At 51.9% G+C, this 23,482-nt stretch carries 20 protein-coding genes; all 20 read left to right on the top strand.

The genetic code is table 11. From position 1 onward, the window contains the following. Nucleotides 1-144: 144 nt before the first annotated feature. Nucleotides 145-1,098: an MBL fold metallo-hydrolase gene (locus PVA01S_RS07775; RefSeq protein WP_127606571.1), complete on the top strand. Its 954-nt coding sequence runs from the start codon at nucleotides 145-147 to the stop codon at nucleotides 1,096-1,098. Nucleotides 1,099-1,184: 86 nt separating this feature from the next. Beyond that, nucleotides 1,185-1,394, top strand: a complete 210-nt coding sequence (locus PVA01S_RS07770) for a hypothetical protein (RefSeq protein ID WP_127606569.1) — start codon at nucleotides 1,185-1,187, stop codon at nucleotides 1,392-1,394. Nucleotides 1,395-1,681: 287 nt separating this feature from the next. After that, the gene (rpoN, locus tag PVA01S_RS07765; RefSeq protein ID WP_127606567.1) at nucleotides 1,682-2,986 is read left to right on the top strand and encodes an RNA polymerase factor sigma-54; all 1,305 of its coding nucleotides are present in this window, start codon (nucleotides 1,682-1,684) and stop codon (nucleotides 2,984-2,986) included. 114 nt (nucleotides 2,987-3,100) lie between these two features. Further along, nucleotides 3,101-5,068, top strand: coding sequence for a sigma 54-interacting transcriptional regulator (locus PVA01S_RS07760; protein WP_127606565.1), 1,968 nt, complete (start codon nucleotides 3,101-3,103; stop codon nucleotides 5,066-5,068). Between the two features lie 420 nt (nucleotides 5,069-5,488). Continuing rightward, complete coding sequence (locus tag PVA01S_RS07755) at nucleotides 5,489-6,766, top strand: ABC transporter substrate-binding protein (RefSeq protein ID WP_127606563.1); 1,278 nt, start codon at nucleotides 5,489-5,491, stop codon at nucleotides 6,764-6,766. Nucleotides 6,767-6,862: 96 nt separating this feature from the next. Then, nucleotides 6,863-7,732 carry a branched-chain amino acid ABC transporter permease gene (locus PVA01S_RS07750; protein WP_127606561.1) on the top strand — a complete coding sequence of 290 codons (870 nt, stop codon included), beginning with the start codon at nucleotides 6,863-6,865 and terminating at the stop codon, nucleotides 7,730-7,732. Nucleotides 7,733-7,736: 4 nt separating this feature from the next. After that, a complete protein-coding gene (locus tag PVA01S_RS07745; protein ID WP_127606559.1) occupies nucleotides 7,737-8,720 on the top strand; it encodes a branched-chain amino acid ABC transporter permease in 984 nt (327 codons plus the stop codon). Between the two features lie 4 nt (nucleotides 8,721-8,724). Beyond that, on the top strand, nucleotides 8,725-9,501 hold the full coding sequence (locus PVA01S_RS07740; RefSeq protein ID WP_127606557.1) for an ABC transporter ATP-binding protein: 777 nt from the start codon (nucleotides 8,725-8,727) through the stop codon (nucleotides 9,499-9,501). Beyond that, entirely contained in the window at nucleotides 9,485-10,186 is a 702-nt protein-coding gene (locus tag PVA01S_RS07735; protein WP_127606555.1) for an ABC transporter ATP-binding protein, read from the top strand. The genes PVA01S_RS07740 and PVA01S_RS07735 overlap by 17 nt, the downstream gene beginning before the upstream one ends. Nucleotides 10,187-10,204: 18 nt before the next feature. Then, nucleotides 10,205-11,272: a zinc-binding dehydrogenase gene (locus PVA01S_RS07730; protein ID WP_127606553.1), complete on the top strand. Its 1,068-nt coding sequence runs from the start codon at nucleotides 10,205-10,207 to the stop codon at nucleotides 11,270-11,272. A gap of 16 nt (nucleotides 11,273-11,288) precedes the next feature. After that, the gene (locus tag PVA01S_RS07725; protein WP_218029631.1) at nucleotides 11,289-12,743 is read left to right on the top strand and encodes an aldehyde dehydrogenase family protein; all 1,455 of its coding nucleotides are present in this window, start codon (nucleotides 11,289-11,291) and stop codon (nucleotides 12,741-12,743) included. 48 nt (nucleotides 12,744-12,791) lie between these two features. Next, a complete protein-coding gene (locus PVA01S_RS07720) occupies nucleotides 12,792-14,144 on the top strand; it encodes an MmgE/PrpD family protein (protein ID WP_127606551.1) in 1,353 nt (450 codons plus the stop codon). A gap of 195 nt (nucleotides 14,145-14,339) precedes the next feature. Continuing rightward, nucleotides 14,340-15,101 (top strand): fumarylacetoacetate hydrolase family protein, encoded by a 762-nt coding sequence (locus PVA01S_RS07715; RefSeq protein WP_127606549.1) that lies wholly within the window; start codon nucleotides 14,340-14,342, stop codon nucleotides 15,099-15,101. 54 nt (nucleotides 15,102-15,155) lie between these two features. After that, on the top strand, nucleotides 15,156-16,070 hold the full coding sequence (locus tag PVA01S_RS07710; RefSeq protein ID WP_218029630.1) for a hydroxymethylglutaryl-CoA lyase: 915 nt from the start codon (nucleotides 15,156-15,158) through the stop codon (nucleotides 16,068-16,070). Between the two features lie 47 nt (nucleotides 16,071-16,117). After that, the gene (locus tag PVA01S_RS07705) at nucleotides 16,118-16,903 is read left to right on the top strand and encodes an enoyl-CoA hydratase/isomerase family protein (RefSeq protein ID WP_127606545.1); all 786 of its coding nucleotides are present in this window, start codon (nucleotides 16,118-16,120) and stop codon (nucleotides 16,901-16,903) included. 37 nt (nucleotides 16,904-16,940) lie between these two features. Further along, the gene (locus PVA01S_RS07700) at nucleotides 16,941-18,098 is read left to right on the top strand and encodes an acyl-CoA dehydrogenase family protein (RefSeq protein WP_127606543.1); all 1,158 of its coding nucleotides are present in this window, start codon (nucleotides 16,941-16,943) and stop codon (nucleotides 18,096-18,098) included. Between the two features lie 71 nt (nucleotides 18,099-18,169). Beyond that, nucleotides 18,170-19,267, top strand: coding sequence for a CaiB/BaiF CoA transferase family protein (locus tag PVA01S_RS07695; protein ID WP_054795375.1), 1,098 nt, complete (start codon nucleotides 18,170-18,172; stop codon nucleotides 19,265-19,267). Nucleotides 19,268-19,355: 88 nt separating this feature from the next. After that, nucleotides 19,356-20,114, top strand: coding sequence for an electron transfer flavoprotein subunit beta/FixA family protein (locus PVA01S_RS07690; protein ID WP_127606541.1), 759 nt, complete (start codon nucleotides 19,356-19,358; stop codon nucleotides 20,112-20,114). Nucleotides 20,115-20,129: 15 nt separating this feature from the next. Further along, the gene (locus tag PVA01S_RS07685) at nucleotides 20,130-21,101 is read left to right on the top strand and encodes an electron transfer flavoprotein subunit alpha/FixB family protein (RefSeq protein ID WP_127606539.1); all 972 of its coding nucleotides are present in this window, start codon (nucleotides 20,130-20,132) and stop codon (nucleotides 21,099-21,101) included. Between the two features lie 45 nt (nucleotides 21,102-21,146). Next, nucleotides 21,147-23,267: a (Fe-S)-binding protein gene (locus PVA01S_RS07680; RefSeq protein WP_127606537.1), complete on the top strand. Its 2,121-nt coding sequence runs from the start codon at nucleotides 21,147-21,149 to the stop codon at nucleotides 23,265-23,267. The last annotated feature ends 215 nt before the right edge of the window (nucleotides 23,268-23,482 follow it).

The raw sequence follows: 23,482 nt of genomic DNA, 5'->3' as shown, positions 1-23,482 counted from the left end.
GTCCCAGAATATGCATAAATATCCTGTAACGGATTTTCAAACCAACAAAGCTCGAAGAGATGATGATTGTTTATTCGGAACGAGGAGGATAGAATAGACAGAGAATGATTTTCGGGGAAGAGACGGAAGGGACGAGGGAAGTTCATGCTAATTCCAGTAGCAAGTCATATCGATAAAGTGGTCATTGCATTCCCGCAAGGCGGGGACGTCAATTGTTATCTCCTGAAGGGGGAAAGCGGGTACACCCTGGTCGATACGGGAATTCATTCCGAATCGGCGATCCAGCAATGGGAGAACGTGCTCGCGAACGGACTGACGATCGACAAGGTCGTGCTTACGCACACGCATCCCGATCATATCGGATTGGCAGGCTGGTTTCAGAAGCGCCTGGGGGTTCCTGTTATCATGTCGCGGATCGGGTACGAGACGATGCGCAAGGCCTATGAGCTATGGCTGGCCTATGCGGACGGCGAGAATGAGCCGTATCGGTTTTTACTGAAGCATGGCGGACCTGCCGTGCCGTACAAGCGAATGCTGAAGCAAGCGAGCGCCGGGTTTATGGAACCTGACGGACTCTTCGAGAACGGAGAGGAAATCCGCCTTGGCGACGGCATGTATGAAGCGTTATGGACACCTGGACATGCATTCGATCATTATTGCTTTTACGATCGCGAGAACGGCCGCCTGCTTGCAGGTGACCATGTGCTCGGCGATATTTCGCCCGTGATCACGCTTTGGTCCGATGACGGGGGAAATCCGCTTGAAGATTATTTCCGATCCTTGGAACAGATAGAGAAGATTTCGGCAGAGCTTGTCCTTCCTGGCCATGGGGGGCTAATTTCCGATTTGAAGCAGCGGGTATCGGAGATCCGGGACGGTCATCATGTTCGCATGCGCCAAATTATCGATATTCTCGGAGAAGAGGAAATGACCGCGGGAGAAGTGAGCCGAATCGTATATAACAACCAGGATGACAACGCCCGATTCATGATGGAAATTCAGTCGTCGCTCGCCCGTTTGACTTACCTTGAATCGCGGGGAGAGGTGTCTTCACGGCTTCAGGACGGGAAGGTGTTATTTGGCATCGCCCGATCCTGATGTTGTTTTGTAAATCCAATGTCAAAAAATTGTCCAGGACTTGGGGCCGGTCGCCAAAAAGGACCGTTTCTGCAAGAAACAACCCTTTGGCTAGAGAGCAAGTTGCCGATTGGATGGAAGAGACAATGAATGAAGTGGGGGGAGACGGCTTTCTCTTAAGTCCAGCCTATTTGCCCGGTTCGGTGGAAGAGTTTGTGGAGTTGGTTGTGCCGATTTTACAAAAACGCGGGTTGGCCAGGACGGAATATGTTGAAAACGGAACATTGAGGGATAATATGAGGGCGCTTAACGCCTAAAAACGCATTGTATCTACCAGAAGATCAAACAGGAGTTTAATGGCAGTAATTTGAAAAACCTTTGCCGGAAATATGCGCCCGAGCGATCGGCAAGTGCGTCATATCCTTAACACGCCATAGTATGCGAATCGCCTGAAAAGCAGGGGTGCAAAGACACCCCTGCTTTCACTTCGATTTTGACAGCTATTTTGAGAAAACAACCCTCCGGAATAATTAATGCTTCCAATTCCAAGGGTCGTTATATTATAATTAGCAAAAAAGAAAGCGCTAACAGAGGAGGCGGGAAGATGGAACTAGCGTTGACGTCCGCGCAGCACCAGAAGCTGTCGATCACGCCGCAGCTGCGGCAATCGATGGAAATTTTGCACATGTCCTCGCTTGACTTGAGCGAGTATATAAGGGAGCACACGGCCGATAATCCTTTTATCGAAATAAACGCCGATCCCTATAAAGCAAAGTTCGGCCCATCTATGAAATATAGAAGCCTCTCCCCGAATGAATGGTGGTTAAATAGGAATCACAAGACTGAGAGCACCCTGGAGTCGGCTCTTCTGGAACAAGTGAAATATTTGAACCTCGACAAAGTAACCTTCGAGTTATGTACGCTTGTCATCGGCAGTCTGGATGAGAGGGGATACTTGCTTCAACAAAAGGAATGGATCGTCGAGCGTCTGGGCGTTTCGATCGAACAGGTAAACCATGCGGTGCAAATTATACAAAGCCTGGAGCCCTATGGTCTGGCTGCTTCTTCGCTGGAGGAATGCCTGCTTATTCAATTAGACCAGCTGGGGGATACGGATACGTTAATTCGCGATTTGGTCCGGTATGATCTGATGAGCATCGCCAAAGGCAAGATCCAGCAGTTGGCTAAAAAATACGCGACGGATGCTGCCGACATTCAGCAAAGGATCGACCGGATAAGCAAGCTCAACCCAAAGCCAGGCTCGATATTCAGTAATGAAAATCCTCATTATATCATTCCGGATCTTGTTCTGAAGAATACCGGACATACGATACAGCTATTCATCGAAGAACAATCCCTTCCCCAACTTTCATTAAATACCTACTATCTCGACATGATGAAACAAAACGATTCGAAGGAAGTATCCGGTTACCTGAAGAAAAGATGGCAAGCCGCCAAATGGGTGATGCAATGTATCGATCAAAGAAAAATGACGCTCTTGAGAGTAGCCGGCGTTATTTTTGAAAGGCAATCCGAATTTTGCAGGAAAGGTCCGTCATTTATTCAGTCCATATCCATGAAGCAAGTCGCCGATATGCTGGACATCCATGAATCGACGGTTAGCCGCTCGGTCAACAACAAGTATGTCATGACGCCATGGGGATTGTATGAATTGAAGCATTTCTTTACCTCCTCCATTAAGCAGTCGGACGGGGAATCCGTATCCGCGGTACAGATGAAAGAACGGATTCGCGAAATCATCCGACAAGAAAATAAGTTGGCCCCGCTGTCGGATCAAAAAATTGCCGAGTATTTGCAAAAGGAAGGGCTCACGATTTCGCGACGAACCGTCACGAAGTATCGGGAGGACTTGAACATATTGTCGACCGCCCAGCGGAAAAAGTATTGAGCGGTTGCAGGGTTGGCATCGGGCAGCCGCCGTCATCCATAAGAAGAGCCGTTTTCTTCCTTCCATGGGAGGCTGTTACCGGCTCTTCTTTTACGCTTGAAGGAGGGATCGAGTTTGTCTACGGTAATTTTTACTTCGCCCTATCATGAAATGACGGTCATGGCCCATAAAGTGGCTAAAGAACTGAAATTGGAAATGACGATTGTGGAAACGGCGCTGGACGAAGCGGTGGAGATGGTCCGACCGTTCGTTCATCGGGACGGAGATGCCATTCTGGTGAGCAGAGGGGCCACGGCCAACCTGTTGGAAAAGGAATTTCCCGCCGTGAAGCTGTTAAGGGCGGAGTCGACGGAGTTCGATGTCATCTGTGTGCTGCATGAAGCCAAGAAAACTGGGAAACGGACAGGTTTGCTCTGGTCCAAGGAAGAGGAAATGAGATATAAATTGGACCATCTCATCCAAATTATCGGCATGGAGGTTTCTTATTATTTTTTTGAGAATTCGCTTGACTTTGCCTATCAAGTGGACCGGGCTAAATATGACGGCATGGAGATTATGATCGGCGGAGGATTGCGCGGCAAGCAAATGTGTGCGGAACGGGGAATCGGCCATATCAACGTGATTCCCGGTCTATCGACGATCCAGCAGGTGTTAGCCAGGGTTTGCGATATTTTGCATACAAGGGCGAAGGAAAAGCAGGCCTCTGAATTTATCCAAACCGTCATCGATTTGTCTCATGAAGGAATTATAGCCATCGACGAGCATGAACAGATTGTGGTGTTTAATCCGAAGGCCGCGCAGTTTTTTGGCGTTCAGGCTTCCGAGGTGTTGTACAAGAAGTTGACCGAGATCCATGAATCCGCGAGGTTCGGCAAGCTGTTCGGCGGGCCGGTGAACAGTCTGGAGGAAATTCAAGAAATATCCGGCATCACGCTTTTGGTGAATCGGGCGTCCTACATGGTCACCGGCGAGAACAAAGGAATCGTCGTCACCTTCCGGGATGCGACTCAAATTCAAGAATCGGAGCAGCGCATCAGGCGCAAGCTGTACTCCAAGGGGCTAGTGGCGAAATATACGTTTGACGACATCTTATATACCAGTGTGCCGATGAACCGGCTCATCCAAAAAGCGAAAAAATATGCTCATGTCGATTGCAACGCTTTAATCATCGGCGAAAGCGGCACCGGCAAGGAACTGATGGCGCAAAGTCTTCACAATGCACATCCCGAGAGGAAAAACGGACCCTTCGTCGCCGTCAATTGCGCCGCGCTAAACGATCAATTGCTTGAAAGCGAATTGTTCGGATATGAGCCGGGCATGTTCACAGGCGCGCAAAAGCAGGCCAAGCCCGGTTTATTCGAGCTGGCGCACGGTGGAACTATCTTCCTGGATGAGATCGGTAAAGTTTCCATGGATCTTCAGGATAAGCTGCTGCGGGTGATCCAGGAGCGGGAGATTCGCCGGATCGGGGGGGAACGTAACATTCCGATAGATGTACGGGTCATTGCGGCCGTTAATGACGATATCCATGAGCTGATTGAGAAAGAGAAGTTCAGGTCTGACCTGTATTACCGTCTGGAGGTGCTAGTCTTGCCTATCCCACCGTTGAGGGACAGGATTGAGGACATTCCGGATCTGGTCAATTTCATGTTGAAAAAATATGCCCTCAAATACGGCAAGCGCGTTGCGCCTCTGCGGGAAGACCTGATTCGCCAATTGTGCGCTTACAACTGGCCGGGAAACCTGCGGCAGATGGAGAATATCGTAGAACGGTGCATGGTTATGGCGGACAATTCGGACGAATTGTCCACGGTTCTGATCCAAAACTTACAGGATGAATTCGGCAGAAACGAGGTCCGACAGGCTGATCCTCCGAAGGTTGACCAGCCTGACCCGGCCGATTCCCATACGCTTGCGGTAACCATTGGGACAATGGACGACATGCAGCGAAGCTTAGTGAAGCAGCTGCTGGAGAGAAGGGAGTATACCAAGACTCAATTAGCCAAAAAATTAGGAATCAGCAGAACAACCTTATGGAAATTGCTTCAGGAAGGCGACGATATCCTCATGCTGGACGGCTAGGCGGGCCTAACTGTTCGGCAGACGGTATGACCATGGTGCGGTGATCTCTTCCCGGTACATGCCACGGAGAGGTCACTGTTTTTTTTCTTGGCTGTTCACTTTATTGACAAAGCCGAATCCTATTCACAATTTAAACAATAACCGTTTGTATGTTCATATATTTAACAGAATATGTTTAAAATGAGAACAATTCTGTTGTGAATAAAAAAATCCCGGTCATTTTTGTTGGCATGCTACTTGCTTAATAATTAGTATTAGAAGAACTTGCTTTGATAAAAGGGGCTTCTAGAGGAATGGGGGTGACGTTAACCAATTTGATAGCGCTTTCAATTCTTTCTTAAAGGTGGAACGACTGACTTGATGACTAGAGGAACAGGCAGGCAAGCGAGCGGGGAATTTCATTAAAATGGAGGTTCTGAGATGAAAAAGAATACATTATCCAAGCTTTTGGCTGTCGGTCTGGCAGCGGTGCTGACGTTAACCGCTTGTTCGGGGGGAAGTCCCGCAGGCGGCAGCTCCAAGAGCGGCGGCCCGCAAAGCGGAGGAACGGCACAGCTGGCCCAAGGGGTCTCGGAGAAAGAGATTCTTGTCGGTCATCTAGCGCCCCAGAGCGGTGTTTCCGCTGTCTATGACTTGATCCGGCAAGGGATTCAGGCCTACTTCAACTATACAAACGAACAAGGAGGCGTACACGGCCGCAAGCTTAAGCTGATTGCTTATGACGACGGGTATCAGCCGGCGAAAACTGTACAGCTCGTCAAAAGACTCGTAGAAGAAGATAAGGTATTTGCCTTGCTGGGCAGTGCATGCACACCGTGCAATGCGGCCGCACAGCCTTATCTTACGGAAAAAGGCACGCCCGTCATCATGGTCAGCACGGGAGCCAAGCGCTTCGTTGACCCGCCGGTTAAAAATTACTTCGGCTCCTCCTTTCTCAATTATCGCGTAGAAACGAAAGTGTTTATGGACTACACCGTGAATAAGCTCGGTAAAAAACGGATCGCGATCGTGTATCAAAACGACGACTTCGGAAAAGAAAATTTGGAAGCCAGCCATGAGGCCGTGAAAAATTACCCCGGTGTTGAAATTTTAGGAGAAATTCCTTTTGTCGTATCCGATCCCGATATGAGCTCCCAAGCGCAAAAGATCAAGCAGCTCAACCCTGAGGCCATCATCATGTTCGGCCCGCCCAACCCGGTGGCCAACTTCAAGAAAGAACTGCATAAATACGGGATAAAAGATACTCCTTTTATTGTTTCTTCCATTGGAGCGAACGATCTTAATTTATTCAAACTGGCAGGAAGCGACGTCTGGGCGGGGACCATTAGCTCCGCGGTCATTCCTATGCCGGACGCCGTGGACGATCCGGGGATGAAGCTGTACGTAGAGCGTTTCTCGAAGGACTTCCCGGGCTCCTCCTACCATGGATTCGCCCAGTGGGGATGGTCCGCAGCGCAAGTCATGGTAGAAGGACTGAAGCGAACCGGACCGGACATCACTTACGATAAATTTTTCGACGCTATGCATACATTCGATAACTGGAAGGGATCCATGTATTCGGGCGTCACCTTCGCGCCGGATAACCATTACGGACTGACGAGTATGTTCATTACACAGGCCGTCGACGGGAAGATCATTCCGATTTCCAAAACGATCAACTTCAACCCGAAAACCAATGAGATCACTTATGAAAAATAAAGCATAAACAGAGCATCGCGGAACGGAAAGGAAGTGTCCGGTCTTTCAACGGACCGGACACGGCAGCAAGGTTAATGAAAGGCGGGATGGACGCATATGCTTCAACTCATTGTGAGCGGTCTTATTTTTGGCTGCATCTATGGACTCGCGGCTTTGGGGATTGTGCTGATCTTCAAAACCACGGATATCGCCAATTTTGCGCAGGGTGAAATGGCCATGATTACAACTTTTGTCAGTTTTATGTTTTTGACGAAGCTGGAACTCCCGTATCTGATTTCGTTTATTTTAGCTTTGGTTTTTGCCGGTATATTCGGCACTGTTGTCCACCGGATATTTATGAAACCGATTCAATCGGCGCCGCCCTTGAATCAAATCGTGCTGACGCTAGGGCTGTTTCTGGCGTTCAACGGGGTGGCCGGTTTGATCTGGGGGCACACCCCGGCTCCATATCCGCCGGCCTTTGCGGGAGACCCGTATGATCTGGGCGGCGTGTTCATCTCGATGAACGAAGTTTTCGTCATTGGCGTTACGGTGATCCTGATGCTTGGATTTTTCCTGCTCTTTCGCTTCACGGCAATCGGGCTCGCCATGCGCGCGTCCTCACAGGATAGCATGGCGTCGGAGTTGATGGGCATCAAAGTTTCCAGCGTCTTTACATGGACCTGGGGAGTAGGAACCGTCCTCGGCGGGGTGGCGGGAATGCTTACCGCTCCGTTCACCTTTCTTCAACCGAGCATGATGGCGGACGTGCTGATTATGGGGTTTGCGGCAGCGGTATTGGGAGGTTTCATCAGCCTTCCCGGAGCGGTTATCGGCGGCTTGATTATCGGCGTTTTTGGCAATTTGATCAGTTTTTATGTATCGCCCGAGATGAAATTGGTTTACACGTTCCTGCTGATCATCGTCGTTCTGTATATTCGACCGACCGGCTTATTTGGCGGAAACCAGTACTTGAAGAAGGTGTGAAGACATGCTGAGAAACCATTGGGTCAAAAAGGTCTTGCTGGCGCTGGTTGTCCTGCTGATGGCGGTCTACCCGCTGCTCGTTGGCTATTCGAACTATTTCCTGACGCTGTTCAGCATCACCTGCATCTATATTATTTCTTCGTTATCGCTCAACATCCTGGTCGGTTACGGGGGGCAGGTGTCCGTTGGTCATGCGGGATTTCTGGTGATCGGGTCGTATACGGTAGCCATATTAGGGGAAAGAGGAGTTCCATTCTTCGTATCCTTCCTGATGGCGGGCATCGTCAGCGGGGTGATCGGGCTGCTGATCGGCCTGCCCGCTGTGCGGCTTCGCGGTCACTTTCTGGCTGTGGCTACGCTCGGCTTCGGGCTGTCGGTGCCGTTGCTGGTTCTGAACTGGGATTCTTTAACGAAAGGCTATCAAGGCATGGCCGTATCGAGACCCGTTTTTCTATCCTCCGATATCGAATTTTTCTATGTGATCGTCGCCATGACGGTTCTCGTCACCTGGTTCATCCGCAACATTGTCGCAAGCAGTCTGGGCAGGGCTTTCGTGGCCATCCGGGATAGCGAGGTGGCGGCGCAGGCGATGGGCATTCATGTCGCGTTGTATAAAACCGTCATGTTCGTCATCAGTGCCTTCTTCACCGGATTGGCGGGCGGGTTGTATGCCTACTGGCTGGGCTACATCAGTCCGAGCGATTTTTCGGTGACCACATCCTTCCTCTTGCTGGCGATGATCGTGGTTGGGGGACTGGCCTCCATACCCGGCGCCATCATAGGCACGATTTTGTTTTCGGTGCTCCCTCATTTCACAGAACATCTCATTGGCATGCACAGCATCGTGATCGGTTCGGCGATGGCGTTAATTATTTTATTACGGCCGGCAGGGCTTGTGTCCTTGAAGGGGCTTTTCAAGCGGAAGCTGAATAAAACCGTGGCGGAAGACCGTAACTCATGGTTATCGCAACAGGCAGGAGGTGAATAGGCGTATGCTGACGTTCCGTCATGTAACGGTAACTTTCGGGGGAATTAGAGCGATCAACGACCTCTCGTTTGAAGTGCCCAAGGGGGTAATTTACTCGCTCATCGGACCTAACGGGGCTGGCAAAACGACCGTGTTTAATTGCATCAGCCGATTCTATACGCCGATGTCCGGGGAGATCGTATTCAACGGGGAAGATCTGAACAAATACAAGCCGCATCAAGTCATCCGGAAAGGGATCGCCCGAAGCTTTCAAAATGTGGAGTTGTTCAAAAAAATGACGGTCATGGATAACCTCCTGACGGGTTACCATCCCAGAATGAAGAAAAATATCGTCTCCATCGCTCTGAATTTACCGGCCAATCGGGCCAGTGAACGAAATGCGGTGAGAAAAGCGCATGAAGTGTTGGAGCTGCTCAATATTTCCCATCTTGCCGGTGAAGAAGTATCGAACCTGTCCTTCGGCTATCAGAAGATGGTTGACATCGGGCGGGCGATGATGGCCGACCCGAAGATGATTCTGCTTGACGAACCGGTAGCCGGGATGAACCCGGTGGAGACGGAGCGTATCAGCCATCTCATTGTGCAATTGAAGAAGGAGATGGGTTATACCGTTCTGCTGATTGAGCATGACATGTCGTTGGTCATGAAGGTTTCCGATTATGTCACGGTCATGAACTTTGGGGAAAAAATAGCCGAAGGCCAGCCCAAGGAGGTCCAGAACGATCCGGCTGTCATTGAAGCGTATTTAGGGGAGGTGGATAGCTTTGTTAAAACTTCATGACATCCATGTTTACTATGGGCATGTCCATGCCTTGAAGGGTATTTCCCTGGAAATACCGCAAGGAAAGATCATTTCCTTGCTCGGGGCCAACGGCGCCGGGAAGTCGACTACCTTGAAGATGATTTCCCGTCTGATTCCGCCCAAGCAGGGAAGCTATGACCTGGAAAGCGAATCTATGCTGAAAAAAACGCCCAGCGATCTCGTGAAGCGCGGGGTGATACACTGTCCGGAAAACCGAAGGCTGTTCCCGCTGCTGACCGTTGAAGAAAACCTCCGCATCGGCTCTTTTACCCGAAAGGACAAGAAGGTGGCGGCCGATCTGGAGAAGGTGTTTGCCTACTTCCCGCGGTTGAAGGAACGGCTGAACCAATACGCCGGCACTTTAAGCGGCGGCGAGCAGCAAATGCTTGCCATTGCTAGGGCTTTAATGGGAAATCCGAAAATTTTACTGCTCGATGAGCCATCCCTTGGCCTCGCGCCCAATATCATTCGTGACATCTTCCAAATCATTATGAGAATCAATGAGGAAGGGACGATGATTCTGCTTGTGGAGCAGAATGTCCATTTGGCGCTGGAAATATCGCATTATACGTACGTGCTGGAGAACGGCAGAATCGCACTGGAGGGCGAATCCCGGCACATTAAAGAAAACGACAAAATTCGCCAGCTTTACCTTGGGGCATAAAGGATGAGGTGCTAGCACATGAAGGGTAAAATTGTTTATCAGACCGAACCGATGAAAATTGAGGTTCGGGAACATGAGTTTTCCGAGGAAGTCGAAGCGGGCTCCGTGCTGCTGGAGGTGCTTCAAACGAACGTATGCGGTTCGGAACTGCACGTGTTTAAAGGCCATCACCCTACCTTGAAGTGCGGAGTCATCGGTCATGAAATGATAGGCCGGATTGCCAAGCTGGGGGACAACGTAAAGACGGACAACGCGGGCAATCCGGTGCAGGTAGGGGATCGCGTCGTGCCGGTCTATTTTGTAACCTGCAATCAATGCAGAGAATGCTTGGCAGGTAATCTCCATCATTGCATTCATATGTATAAATACCAGGGGCAGAGCGGAACATTCGCCTCTTATTACATGGTTCACCACGATCAATATTTTTTCAAAGTGCCTGACGGCGTGTCCAATGCGGAAGCGGCCAGTGCGAACTGCGCTTTCGCCCAAATCTTATTCGGCCTTGACAAAATCCATATCAACCCGGGCGATTCCATCGTTATTCAAGGGGCCGGCGGATTGGGATTAACCGCTTGCGCCGTCGCCAAGGAGAGGGGGGCTAAAGTGATCGTGATCGACAGCGCGCCCTCGCGTTTAGTTACGGCTAAGAAATTCGGAGCAGATGAGCTTATCGATATGAACGCCTACGATACGCTGGATGCAAGAGTGAACCGCGTCAAGGAGCTGACCGGCGGCTGGGGGGCCGATTTTGGCTTGGAGGTAGCCGGCGTCCCCGATGCGTTTAGCGAAGGCATCCACCTTGTGAAGCAGAATGGCAAATATGTCGTCATGGGAAATATTACGCCGGGGCATACGACGGCATTTGATCCCGGTTTGCTGGTCCGGAAAGCCATTGAGATTATTCCTGCCAATCGCTATAACCCGGAGTATCTGTATAAGTCCTTGCAATTTTTAGAGAGAAACGCAGGGAAATATCCGTTTGCCGGCTTGTTGGACGCTGCATTCTCCTTGGAAGAAGCGACGCTTGCTCTGGAGAAATCCGCAAACCGTGAAGTAACGAGAGCCACAATTCTAGTAAATAAATAATAAGGAGTGAGGGCGAATGGATCGACAAATCGCTTTGCAGGAAACATATGGGCATTTCATTGGCGGTCAATGGGTGGAGCCGGCCAATCATCAATATTTTGAAGGGGTGGACCCTTCTACCGGGAACAAGATTGCGAGCTTTGCCCGCGGGAACAAGGAGGATATCGAGCGCGCCGTCCGCAGCTCGGAAGAAGGGTTTCAGGCTTGGTACGCCTTGAAGCCGAGTGCCCGCGGACAAATTTTAAACCGCGTGGCCCAGCTTTTGCGTAAATACAAACAAGATTTTGCTTACATGGAAACGATCGATACCGGGAGACCGCTCGTTTTTTCAGCATCTTTGGTAGAAACGAGCGCCAGGTATTTCGAATATTTGGGCGGGGCGGCGGACAAAATTTTCGGCGAGGTGATCCCGGCCAGCAACGAACACCTGACGTATACATATCGCGAGCCGTATGGGATAACGGGACATATTACGCCATGGAACGTGCCCATTACGCAGGCGGCGAGAGGAGCGGCCAGCGCGCTTGCCGCGGGGAATTCCGTCGTGATGAAGCCTGCCGAGCAGGCCTGCCTTTCTACGTTGGAGCTGGCTAAGCTTTGCGTAGAGGCGGGGATGCCGCCCGGCACTTTCAATGTGGTCACGGGCTACGGCGAGGAAGCAGGCGCCCCGCTCATCAACCATCCTGCGGTACGGAAAATCGCTTTTACAGGCTCGGTCGAAACCGGACAAATCGTCATGCGGGCCGCCGCCGATCGGATTGTTCCCGTTTCCCTGGAGCTGGGCGGTAAATCGCCGAATATCGTGTTTGATGATGCGGATTTACATCCGGCTGCGGCAGGTTCCTTGCGAGCCTTTACATTTAATACCGGCCAGGTGTGTTCGGCGGGTACGCGCTTAATCGTCCAGCGTTCGATCCTGCCTGCCTTTGTCGAACAATTAATTGAAGAAGCCCAACAAATAAAGATCGGGTATGGCATCGATAATCCGACGATCGGTCCTTTGGTTTGTGAAGAGCAGCTGCACCGCGTGCTCCGGTATGTGGAAATCGGCAAACAAGAAGGAGCCCGGTTAGTTTACGGCGGCAGCCGCATGCAAGAAGAGAAATTGAAAGACGGCTATTTCATGCAACCTACCATTTTCACGGATGTTACAAACACGATGACCATTGCCCGGGAAGAGATATTTGGCCCTGTCGTCGTCGTCATTCCCTTTGATACCGAGGAGGAAGCGATTCGATTGGCCAACGATACAGAGTTCGGTCTGGCGGCTGCAGTATGGACGGAAAATATACACCGGGGGCATCGTGTCGCCAAACAACTGCAGGCCGGCCAAGTTTATATTAACGATTACAGTCCGATCGATGTGGAAGCCCCTTTCGGAGGGTACAAGAAAAGCGGAATCGGCCGGGAAAAAGGCTTGGAATCGCTGCACACGTATACCCAAGTAAAAGCGATAAGCGTTAAGCTGTAAAAATTTCTTATACGCTCCGGTCTGGAGGGCGGTGGAGGATGGATCGATATGAGCTTGGTTGATGAGATGGCGAAGTTTACAGTAAGCGAAGCAGTCGGGAAGATCGGGGAGAACCACCGCCGGCGTGCGATTGAGCATATCCTGGATACCCTTGGCGTCGGATTGGCCGGAAATACCGATCCGATCGCTTCCAGCCTGCTAACCTATACAGAACGCCTGGGAGAGCGGGGAGGCTATACCCTGCTGGGGAACGCTGTTTCTGCATCGTTGTTACAAGCTGCGTTTGTAAACGGGATTCTTTGCCACGCCCTGGATTATGACGATTCGTCCTGGCGGCTGATTGGGCACCCGAGTGCCGTCGTTCTTCCTTCCGTCATGGCAACGGCAGAAAGCATGGATGCCGGCGGACGGGAGCTCGTAACGGCTTATTTGATCGGAACCGAAGTTTCCTGCAAAATCGGGGCAGCGGCGGAGCCGGAGCTTTATCAGGCCGGCTGGCACGCGACCGGCGTCGTCGGCGTTCTGGGCGCAGCGGCGGGAGCGGGGTATTTGCTTGGTTTGAGTCTCGACCAGATGATCCATGCTTTGGGGATAGCCGCGTCCTCGGCTAGCGGCTTGAGGCAAAATTTCGGCTCCATGACCAAGCCGTTCCACGCCGGAATCGCCGCCCGCAATGGAGTTAACGCCGCCTATTTGGCCCAATGCGGCTTTACCTCCAATCCGGAAGCGTTGGAAGGAAAAACAGGTTTTTTCGCCAACTTCGCCAATAAACAACCGGTGTTGAAAGAAAGCATGGGAGAACCCTTCGACCTCTTGCAGCCCGGTTTTTTTGTCAAGCCGTATCCGTCGTGCGCAGCTACCCATACGGCCATTGACGCCATGCTGTCGCTGGTCAAGGAGTATGGATGCCAAGCGGACCAAATCGAGAGCATCTATGCGGGCTGCGGTCCGGTCGGGCCGATCATGCTGGTTCACAACCGGCCGCTTCAAGGGACCGAGGGAAAGTTCAGCATGCCCTTTGTTCTCGCGGCCGCAGTGGCGGACGGCGAGGTGGGGCTGGATACGTTTACCGATGACAAAGTGAACGATCCGGTCATTCGGGCGCTCATGGAGAAGGTGGAATTTGGAATCGATGAGCAATATCGGACCCGAAGCGTGGAAGAGGCCCCTGCTCTCATTCGGGTCAAGCTGAAGGACGGGAGGGTGCTGGAAAGGAGCAAGCAAATGGCCGACGGCAGCCCGGAGCATCCCCTTAGCTATGAAGCGTTAATCGGCAAATACCGGGATTGCGCAGGGCGGGTACTCAGCCCTGACCGTGTCGAACGCAGTCTGGAAAAGATTGTATTCCTGGACAGCCTGCCGCGTATTTCTTCCCTGACGACAGAACTGAGACCCGGCTGAGTTCCAGATAGGGATGTTCACTTTTTTAACAACTTTAACGACGGGCGAGATGAGTTCAAATAATGAACATCCTTCGTTCAATATTTGCACAGCTTAACGGTACGAGGCTGGAAAAACCCGCATGAAACGGTTGGCATGATACTTGCAATATGAATAATCATAACGAAGATTATTATTCCAGGAGGTAGAAGGGACATGATCGTTCGATATCAGGTTCAAGATGAAGTTTGTTACGGCTGGCTGCAGGAAGGGGAAATCGCCAAGCTGCAGGGCGATATTTATGGGGAATATGCTCGCGGCGAAGCGCGGACGCCTCTAAGCAGGGTCAAGCTGCTGTCTCCCGTTCAGCCATCCAAAATCGTTTGTGTCGGCTTGAATTATGTCGACCATGCGAAGGAAGTTAACCTGGATCTTCCCAAAGAGCCGCTGCTCTTTCTGAAGCCGTCCACCACGGTGGTCGGACCTGGAGACCCGGTCATCTACCCCGCCCAAAGCAAACGTCTCGATTATGAAGCGGAGCTGGGGGTGGTTATCAAGAAAAAGGCTTACCGGATTCGTGAGAACGAAGCAGCGGATTATATCCTGGGCTATACATGCGCGAACGATATTACGGCCCGGGATATCCAGTTTGCGGACGGTCAATGGACGAGGGGGAAATCGTTCGATACGTTTTGTCCGATCGGTCCCGGCATCGTTCCGGGTATCGATCCGTCCGGCCTGGAGATCAAGCTGACGGTAAACGGTGAAGTGAAACAGAGCTCCAATACGAAAAACCTGATTTTTTCCGTCCCTTATCTGGTTCATTATATCAGTCAGGTCATGACGCTGCTGCCGGGCGACGTCATCATCACAGGAACTCCTGCAGGCATCGGGCCTATGCAAATCGGCGACGAAGTAAGCGTTTATATCGAGGGAATCGGCGAGTTGAACAACGATATCGCCGGCGATGAGCGGTAGCGAAGGGCGAGTCAGGGGACCGCTCATGAAAGGTGAACAGGAAGGGGAATGAAAGTGTCTGACAATCGCGTATGGATTTCGGATGTATGTCCGAGGGACGGGTTTCAAATTGAGCCCGAGCTCGTCCCGACCGAGGTCAAAATTAAGGTGATCGACGCTTTATCGGCTGCAGGAGTTACCGCGATCGAAGTTACAGCGTTCGTACATCCGAAAGCGGTTCCGCAGATGGCCGATGCGGAGGAAGTGATGCTGAACATCAAGCGAAATCCGGGCACCCGCTATGAGGTGCTGGTGCCCAATTATCGCGGGGCGGAGCGCGCCCTAAGGACCAATCCCGATCAGCTCAATTTGGTCGTATCGGCGAGCGAGAGCCATAACCGCTCCAATCTGCGCCGTGGGACCTTTGAAACGTTGAACGAATTTGTGGAGGTTGCCAAACTGTGCGCCGAAGCGGGAGTGCCGGTGCGGGGCGGTGTCGCGACATCGTTCGGTTGTCCGTTCGAAGGGAATGTTGCCCGGTCTCGCGTACTTGAAGTGATTGCTCAATACCTGGATTTGGGAGCGGAGTCGGTTACGCTCGCCGATACGACCGGAATGGCCAATCCCGAGCTGGTCCGGGAAACGGTTCGAGACGTGAAAGCGAAATGGCCGCATCTGGAAATTCATATGCATTTTCATAATACGCGGGGAATGGGGCTGGCCAACGTTTATGCGGCCTATGTGGAGGGAATCCGTCATTTCGACGCTTCCTTAGGGGGCATTGGTGGTTGTCCTTTTGCGCCGGGGGCAACGGGAAATATTTGCACCGAAGATACGGTGAATATGTTTCATGACATGAATATCGCAACAGGCATAGATCTGGATCAGCTGTTGGCCGCAAGCCGCCGTTTGGAGCGGCAGCTGGGTCATCAGCTGCCGAGCCAAGTGTTGAAGGCAGGTAAAACGATGGAGCTGCACCCGCATCCCTAAGGGAATAGTAAAGCCCGGACCCGACGATCGGGAAAGAGGAGGATCTGATGAACGGTTTGCTGGAGGAAAGAGTGGAGCAGGGCGCTGTTGCGGTGCTTACGTTACATCGCCCGGAGGTCATGAACTCGATTAACACCGAATTAGGGTTCGCGTTAAGAGATGCGCTGGACCGATTAAACGAGGATGCATCGGTTCGGGTTATTGTTTTCACGGGTGCAGGCGAGAGGGCCTTCTGCACCGGCGGGGATTTGAAAGAACGAAATCAAATGACCAATGAGCAGTGGCTTAAACAGCATCGGCTGTTTCAAGACGTATTCCGCAAAATTCGTCAATCCGACAAGCCGGTCATTACGGCGGTCAACGGGTTTGCTCTCGGAGGCGGGTGCGAATTAGCGTTAAGCGGTGATTTTGTATATGCTTCGAAATCCGCCAAGTTCGGGTTACCCGAAGTGACGCGCGGCATAATCCCCGGGGTGGGCGGAACGCAGACGATTGGAAGATTCCTTCCCCGGGGGCTTGCCCTGGAGCTGCTGTTGACAGGGAAACCTCTCTCCGCGGAAGCAGCGTTCGAATATGGAATGGTCAATAAACTGCTTGAGCCGGGTGAATTGTTGAAGGAGACGCTGCAAGCAGCCCAGACGATTGCGCAAAATTCGCCCTTGGCGGTAAGAATGGCCAAGAAAGCATTTCGCTTGGGCATCGATCTTCCGCTGGAGGAAGGGATCGAACTCGCCCTTGAGTGCTACAACCGCACCATTGTGCACCCGGACCGGGAAGAAGGGATTCGGGCATACAACGAAAAAAGGCCGCCCGTATTCCTGGATATCGTCTGAGTCTATAACAAAATCCAACTGAAACGAGGAGAAAACTATGAAATCGACGGAAAGCGAACACCAGATCATACGGGAAAGCATACGCGCTTTATGCAAGAAATTCCCCGATGCTTACTGGAGAGACAAGGATGCGCAGCATCAGTACCCGGAAGAGTTTATTGACGAGCTGACCAAGGAAGGATGGTTGTCGGCGTTGATTCCCGAACAATACGGGGGCTCGGGTCTCGGCATGATGGAAGCCGGCATTATCCTGGAGGAAATTAACCGCAGCGGCTGCAATGCGGCGGCGGGCCATGCTCAGATGTATACGATGGGGGCTTTGCTTACGCACGGAAACGAGGAGCAAAAGCAAAGGTGGCTTCCCCAAATCGCCTCAGGTGAAGTTCGGCTGCAGGCGTTCGGCATTACCGAGCCGACGGCCGGATCGGATACGACGAGCATCACGACGTTTGCCGAAAGAAAAGGGGACCGGTATGTGATCAAGGGCCAAAAAATTTGGACCTCCCGGGTGCAGCATTCCGATTTGATGATGGTGCTTGCGCGCACCACGCCTAAAGACAAGGTGGCGAAGAAAACGGACGGACTTAGTTTGTTTATTCTCGACTTGCGGGAGCAGGAGGGGAAAATTCAGGTCAGGCCGATCGAAACGATGATTAATCATGAAACGAATGAGGTGTTCTTCGAAGGGGCGGAAGTGCCGGTAGAAAATTTGATCGGCGAAGAAGGCAAAGGATTTAAATATTTGCTGAGCGGGGTCAATGCGGAACGGATTCTCATCTCTTCGGAATGTATCGGAGACGGCCTGTACTTTGTCGATAAAGCGGTGGAATATGCCTCCTCGAGAGTGGTATTCGGGCGTCCGATCGGACAAAATCAAGGCGTTCAATTTCCAATCGCGCAGGCTTATATGGATATTGAAGCGGCAACCTTGATGCGCAACCAAGCCGCCCGGGAGTTCGATCAGGGCGACACGCGCGGGCCGGAGGCGAATATCGCGAAATATTTGGCCTCCGAAGCATCCTGGAAGGCGGCCAATATGGCCATGAACACATATGGCGGATTTGGTTTTGCAACCGAATACAACATTGAGCGGAAGTTCCGTGAAGCCAGACTGCCGCTGGTCGCGCCAATTGCCAATAACCTGGTCGTCAGTTATGTCGCCCAGCATGTGCTCGGGCTGCCGCGCTCCTATTAGATTCCGGATTGTTGCGCGGCGATCGTCAGGGTGGGATCAAGCTTGAAGACTAACGCATTACAGGAGGGAATATGTGGCCTTTAGATGGAATTCGCGTCGTTGATCTTACGCAAAATGTCGCCGGTCCCTATACCGCTATGATATTGGCCGATCTAGGGGCATCCGTGACGAAGGTGGAGCCTCCGGGCGGGGATGCGACCCGCGGTTGGGGTCCCCCCTTCTGGGAAGAAGCCAGTCCGACTTTTCTTGCGTTAAACCGGAATAAAGCCCAAGTTTATCTCGATATCAAAACGCAAGAAGGAATAGATCAGCTGCATGGCCTTCTCCAGGATGCGGATGTGCTGCTGGTCAGCAGCCGCCCGGGAGCGATGGAACGTCAAGGATTGGACTTCGAAAGCTTGGCGGAAAGCTACCCCCGGCTTATTTACGGGGAAGTAACCGCATTCGGGAACCACGGCCCGAGACGGATGGAGGCCGGATATGATCCGCTGCTGCAGGCGATGGCGGGAATCATGAGCGTAACGGGTCATGAGGGTCAGGAGCCCGTTCGCGTAGGGACTTCCATCATTGACATGTCGACCGGCATGTGGCTGGCGCTAGGCGTGTTTGGGGCTCTGCGGCTGCGCGAGCAGACAGGAAGAGGACACCGGATCACCAGTTCGTTGTATGAAACGACGATCGCTTGGATGTGCTATCATATTCCGGCCTATTGGGCATCGGGCGTATCGCCCCAAAGATGGGGATCGGGACCGGCCATGATTGTCCCCTACGAGGCCTTTCCGACGCAGGACAAATGGGTTGTTATCGCTGCCGGCAACGATGGTTTGTTTCATAAGCTTTGCGGCGTTCTGGGCAGGGAGGAATGGATCGCCGACCCGCGTTTTGTCACCAATGCGGAGCGCGTCATCCATCGAAATGAACTAAGAGCCTTGATCTGTGATATTACCCGGCACGAGAGCTCGGCCTATTGGATCGAAACGCTGGTCAAGAACGGCATTCCGGCGTCGCCTGTCCTCAATGTGGCCGAGATGATGAAAGAGCCCCAGCTTGAAGCCAGCGGCATGATTCAATCTATTGGACACAGCCGGATCGCGGATTTTAAATCGGTAGGGCTGCCCTTGAAGATTGACGACGAACGTCCGCCGCTTCGAGTCCCGCCACCCTTGTAAGGGCACGCAGAGGGCTGTCTGATGTCCGCCCAGAACGGCCCTTGTCTTTTATAGACAGGAAGCAGCACCATCAAAGGAGGGGAACGGTTTGAACATTTGGGTTTGCTTGAAGCAAACGTTCGATACCGAAGAGAAGATCAAGCTGGTAAACGGTCAAGTGGTGGAAGACCAGGCCAATTGGGTGATTAATCCGTATGACGAATATGCGGTGGAAGAAGCGCTCAAGCTGCGCGAGCAATTCGGCGGCGACGTTACCGTCATCTCGGTCGGTCCCGCGCGCGTGGAAACGGCGCTTCGCCATGCACTCGCCATGGGAGCGGACCAGGCCGTCGTCATCAGCGGAGTGGAGGGGGACGAATATGTCGTCTCCAAAGCGTTGGCCCATTATTTGAAAGACAAGGAAATCGATATGATCCTTACGGGAAACCAGTCGGTCGATAACGGGGCGGGGCAAGTGGGGGTTCGTCTGGCGGAACAATTGAAGATTCCTTATGTCACATCGGTCGTCAAGCTGACCGTCGAACAAAACCAGGTGCAGTTGGAGCGGGATGTGGAAGGCGACATTTATCAAATCGAAGGCCAACTTCCGCTGCTTCTCACATGCCAGCAAGGACTCAACAATCCACGATATCCCTCGCTTCCTAACATTATGAAATCGAAGAAAAAAGCGATACATACGATCCCGTCCGATGCATTCGCCGGTATGGATCAGAACGCCAAGACGGAAACGGTGGACCGGTACTTGCCTCCTCAGCGAAAGGCGTGCCAATTCGTCCATGAAGGCGATTCGTCCGGTTCGGCGCGCGCACTCGTCAGCATCCTATTCGATAAAGCTGTTATCTATTAGGGAGGAGAACGTCTGATGAATAAAAAAGTGTTAGTGTTCGCGGAGTCGAAGGGCTCCGTCCTGCGCCAAGTATCGTTAGAGGCGCTGTCGCTCGGCAAACAAATCGCAGGTCAGGGCGAATTGATCGCCGCCGCATTCGGCAGCGGGGCCGACGGCTATGTGGAAGCGCTCGGTCAACATGGCGCGAATCAGGTATGGACCTTATCTGATGATCGGTACAACCGCTATCATTCGGATCTTTATTTTCATGCTTTCGTCCAAGTCATTCAAGAGACGAATCCGGATGTGATCATCGTCGGACATACGGCGAACATGAAGGACGTCGCACCGCGGATTGCTTCCCGGTTCGGATATGGCTTGATTACGGATTGCACCGGGGTGGAATTCGAAGGCGAGGAGCCGATTTATATCCGCCCGATTTATGCCGGGAAAGCTTTTGAGAAGAAACGGTTTACCTCCTCCGGGGCTATGTTTATTACGATTCGTCCGAACAATTTCAAGGTCGAGCCGTCCCCGACCCTGCCGGCAACGGTTCCGTTTCAAGCGGAGCCTGTCGATCTGCAAACCGTGATCCGCGAAATCGTGCTCAAATCGACCGGAGCGATCGATTTGGCGGAAGCCAAGATCGTCGTTTCCGGCGGGCGCGGCGTGAAGCATCCGGATGGATTCGAGCCGCTGCAAGAGCTCGCGTCCGTATTGGGCGGGGCCGTAGGAGCTTCCCGTGGGGCATGCGATGAAGGATACTGCGATTACGGCTTGCAAATCGGCCAGACGGGCAAAGTCGTCACACCCGATCTCTATATCGCATGCGGAATCTCCGGGGCGATCCAGCATGTGGCCGGCATGTCCAATTCGAAAGTGATCGTTGCGATTAATAAAGACCCGGAGGCGCCGATTTTCCAGATTGCCGATTACGGCATCGTGGGCGATCTGTTCGAGATCGTTCCATTGCTGACGGCAGAGTTTAAAAAGAAAATCGCCAATTGATTTGAAGTGATCGATTATATAGATTACATACGGGGAGAGATTGCGATGTGGGCTGGGGTCCAACTTTTATTGTTTTTGATAGTAACGGGAACCGGGCTTTATTTCGCTGCCAAAGTCATCTATGCCCGCTACAGTTATATACGATTAGGCCAGCCTGCATCCGTCCCCTATACGATTAAAGAGCGGTTGAAGGCGTTTGCCGCTGAAATTTTCGGTCAAACGAAGCTGCTCAAAGACCGGAAAAGCGGATGGATGCATGTCATCATCTTCTATGGCTTCTTGATTGTGCAATTGGGCGCCATCGACTTGATTTATAAAGGCATAGCCGGAAAGCCTTTGCCCATTCCGGGGTATTCCGTTTTTTCGCTGCTGCAGGAAACGACGGTCGTTCTTATCCTGCTCGCCACGGGCTATGCCGGATACCGAAGGTATGTCGAGCGAATCAAACGGCTTAAGCGGGGCTGGAAGCCGAGTATCGTCATCTTTTTCATTTTCTTTCTGATGCTTTCCGTTATGTTGTCTCTAGCTTTGGAGCGCGCTATGCTGCGGCATGTTGAATTTTCCTGGGACGCTCCCCTGTCTTCTCTGATGGCCATTCCGTTTCACGGTATGTCAGCAACGGCGAACCATGTTTTGTTTCTTGCCTGTTGGTGGATGCATCTGCTGATCCTCCTTTCCTTTGCAATCTACGTCCCGCAATCGAAGCATTTTCATATTATTGCGGCGCCGATCAACATATGGTTCAAGCGAAGCGAACCGGTCGGAAAGCTGAAAAGCATCGATCTGGAAGATGAGAACGCCGAATCGTTCGGGGTAGCGAAAATTGAAGATTTTAGCCAAAAGCAAATGCTGGATTTTTATGCGTGCGTCGAATGCGGCCGATGCACCAACGTTTGTCCCGCGTCGAACACCGGAAAATCTCTTTCTCCGATGCATATGATTTCCAAGATGCGCGATCACTTAACGGAGAAGGGCCAACGCTTAACGTCGCAATCCCCTTGGGTGCCAAGCTTTGTAATGGGCTACGAAGGCGTGCATACGTTCCGCAACGGGAGTCCGCACGGCTCTTTCCCGGAGCGCGACGGAACCGATATTGCGCCTACGATGCATTTGCAGCAAGCGGGCTGGTCGGTTTCGGATCAATCTATCGAAGACGTCAACTTGATCGGCGACGTCATGAGCGAGCAAGAAATATGGGAATGCACCACATGCCGGAATTGCGAGGATCAATGTCCGGTCGGGAATGAACATGTCGACAAAATTATCGATCTGCGGCGGCAGCTTGTCCTTATGCAGGGCAGCATCCCTTCGGGCGGGCAGCGTGCGCTCCAAAATATTGAAAGACAAAGCAACCCGTGGGGGTTCAGCCAAAAGGACCGTTTTAAATGGAAGCACGATTTCGTGGATTTGCACGTCCCCACGGTCCAAGAAAATCCCGACTTTGAAATTGTTTATTTTATCGGCTCGATGGGCTCTTATGACGCCAGAAGCAATAAGGTGACCCGTTCGTTCGTCCAGCTGCTCAACAAAGCGCAGGTCAATTATGCCGTGCTCGGCGAAGAGGAGAAAAATTCCGGCGATACGCCACGCCGGCTGGGCAATGAGTTTTTGTTTCAGGAGCTCTGCAAGGAAAATATGGAAACGTTCAAGAAATATAACGTAAAAAAGATTGTGACGGCTTGTCCGCATACGTATAACACGTTGAAAAACGAATACCCGGAGTTTGGGCTCGAAGCGGAAGTGTATCATCATACGGAATTGCTGGATGCATTGATCAAAGAAGGAAAGTTAATTCCCAAACGCGAAGTCAGGGAGCGGATTACTTACCACGATTCCTGTTACTTGGGACGGTACAACCAGGTGTACGATCAACCGAGGGACATCTTAAGAGCGATCCCCGGCGTGGAATTGGTGGAAATGGAGCGAACCCGCGAGAACGGGATGTGCTGCGGAGCGGGCGGCGGTTTGATGTGGATGGAAGAGACGGCCGGCAAACGCATTAACGTGGCGAGAATCGAACAGGCGATGTCCGTTAACCCGACAACGGTCAGCAGCGCCTGCCCCTACTGTCTGACGATGATGAGCGACGGGGCGAAGGTGAAGGGCATCGAGGAGCAAGTAAAGGCGAAGGATATCGCGGAAATCTTAGCGGAATCCGTTTTGTGAAATGGACCTTCGCATCCTATGTATATAGGCGAGCGCCAAGACTTACAGGCTGTATGCTGTAGGTCTTTTTGCGTTGCGGCAATCTGTGATCATTACCCCGGGCCTCTGCGCCCAATAATAATGGAAAAGCACACGTATTGATAAAAAAAACACACCAATTCCCGAATCAATCTAAGTAAAATACAAGTAGTAAAAACAATAAACCAATGGGGGGA

The organism is Paenibacillus validus NBRC 15382 (assembly GCF_004000985.1).
GTDB classification, from domain to species: domain Bacteria; phylum Bacillota; class Bacilli; order Paenibacillales; family NBRC-103111; genus Paenibacillus_G; species Paenibacillus_G validus.
This window is presented reverse-complemented; position numbering and strand designations above follow the sequence as displayed.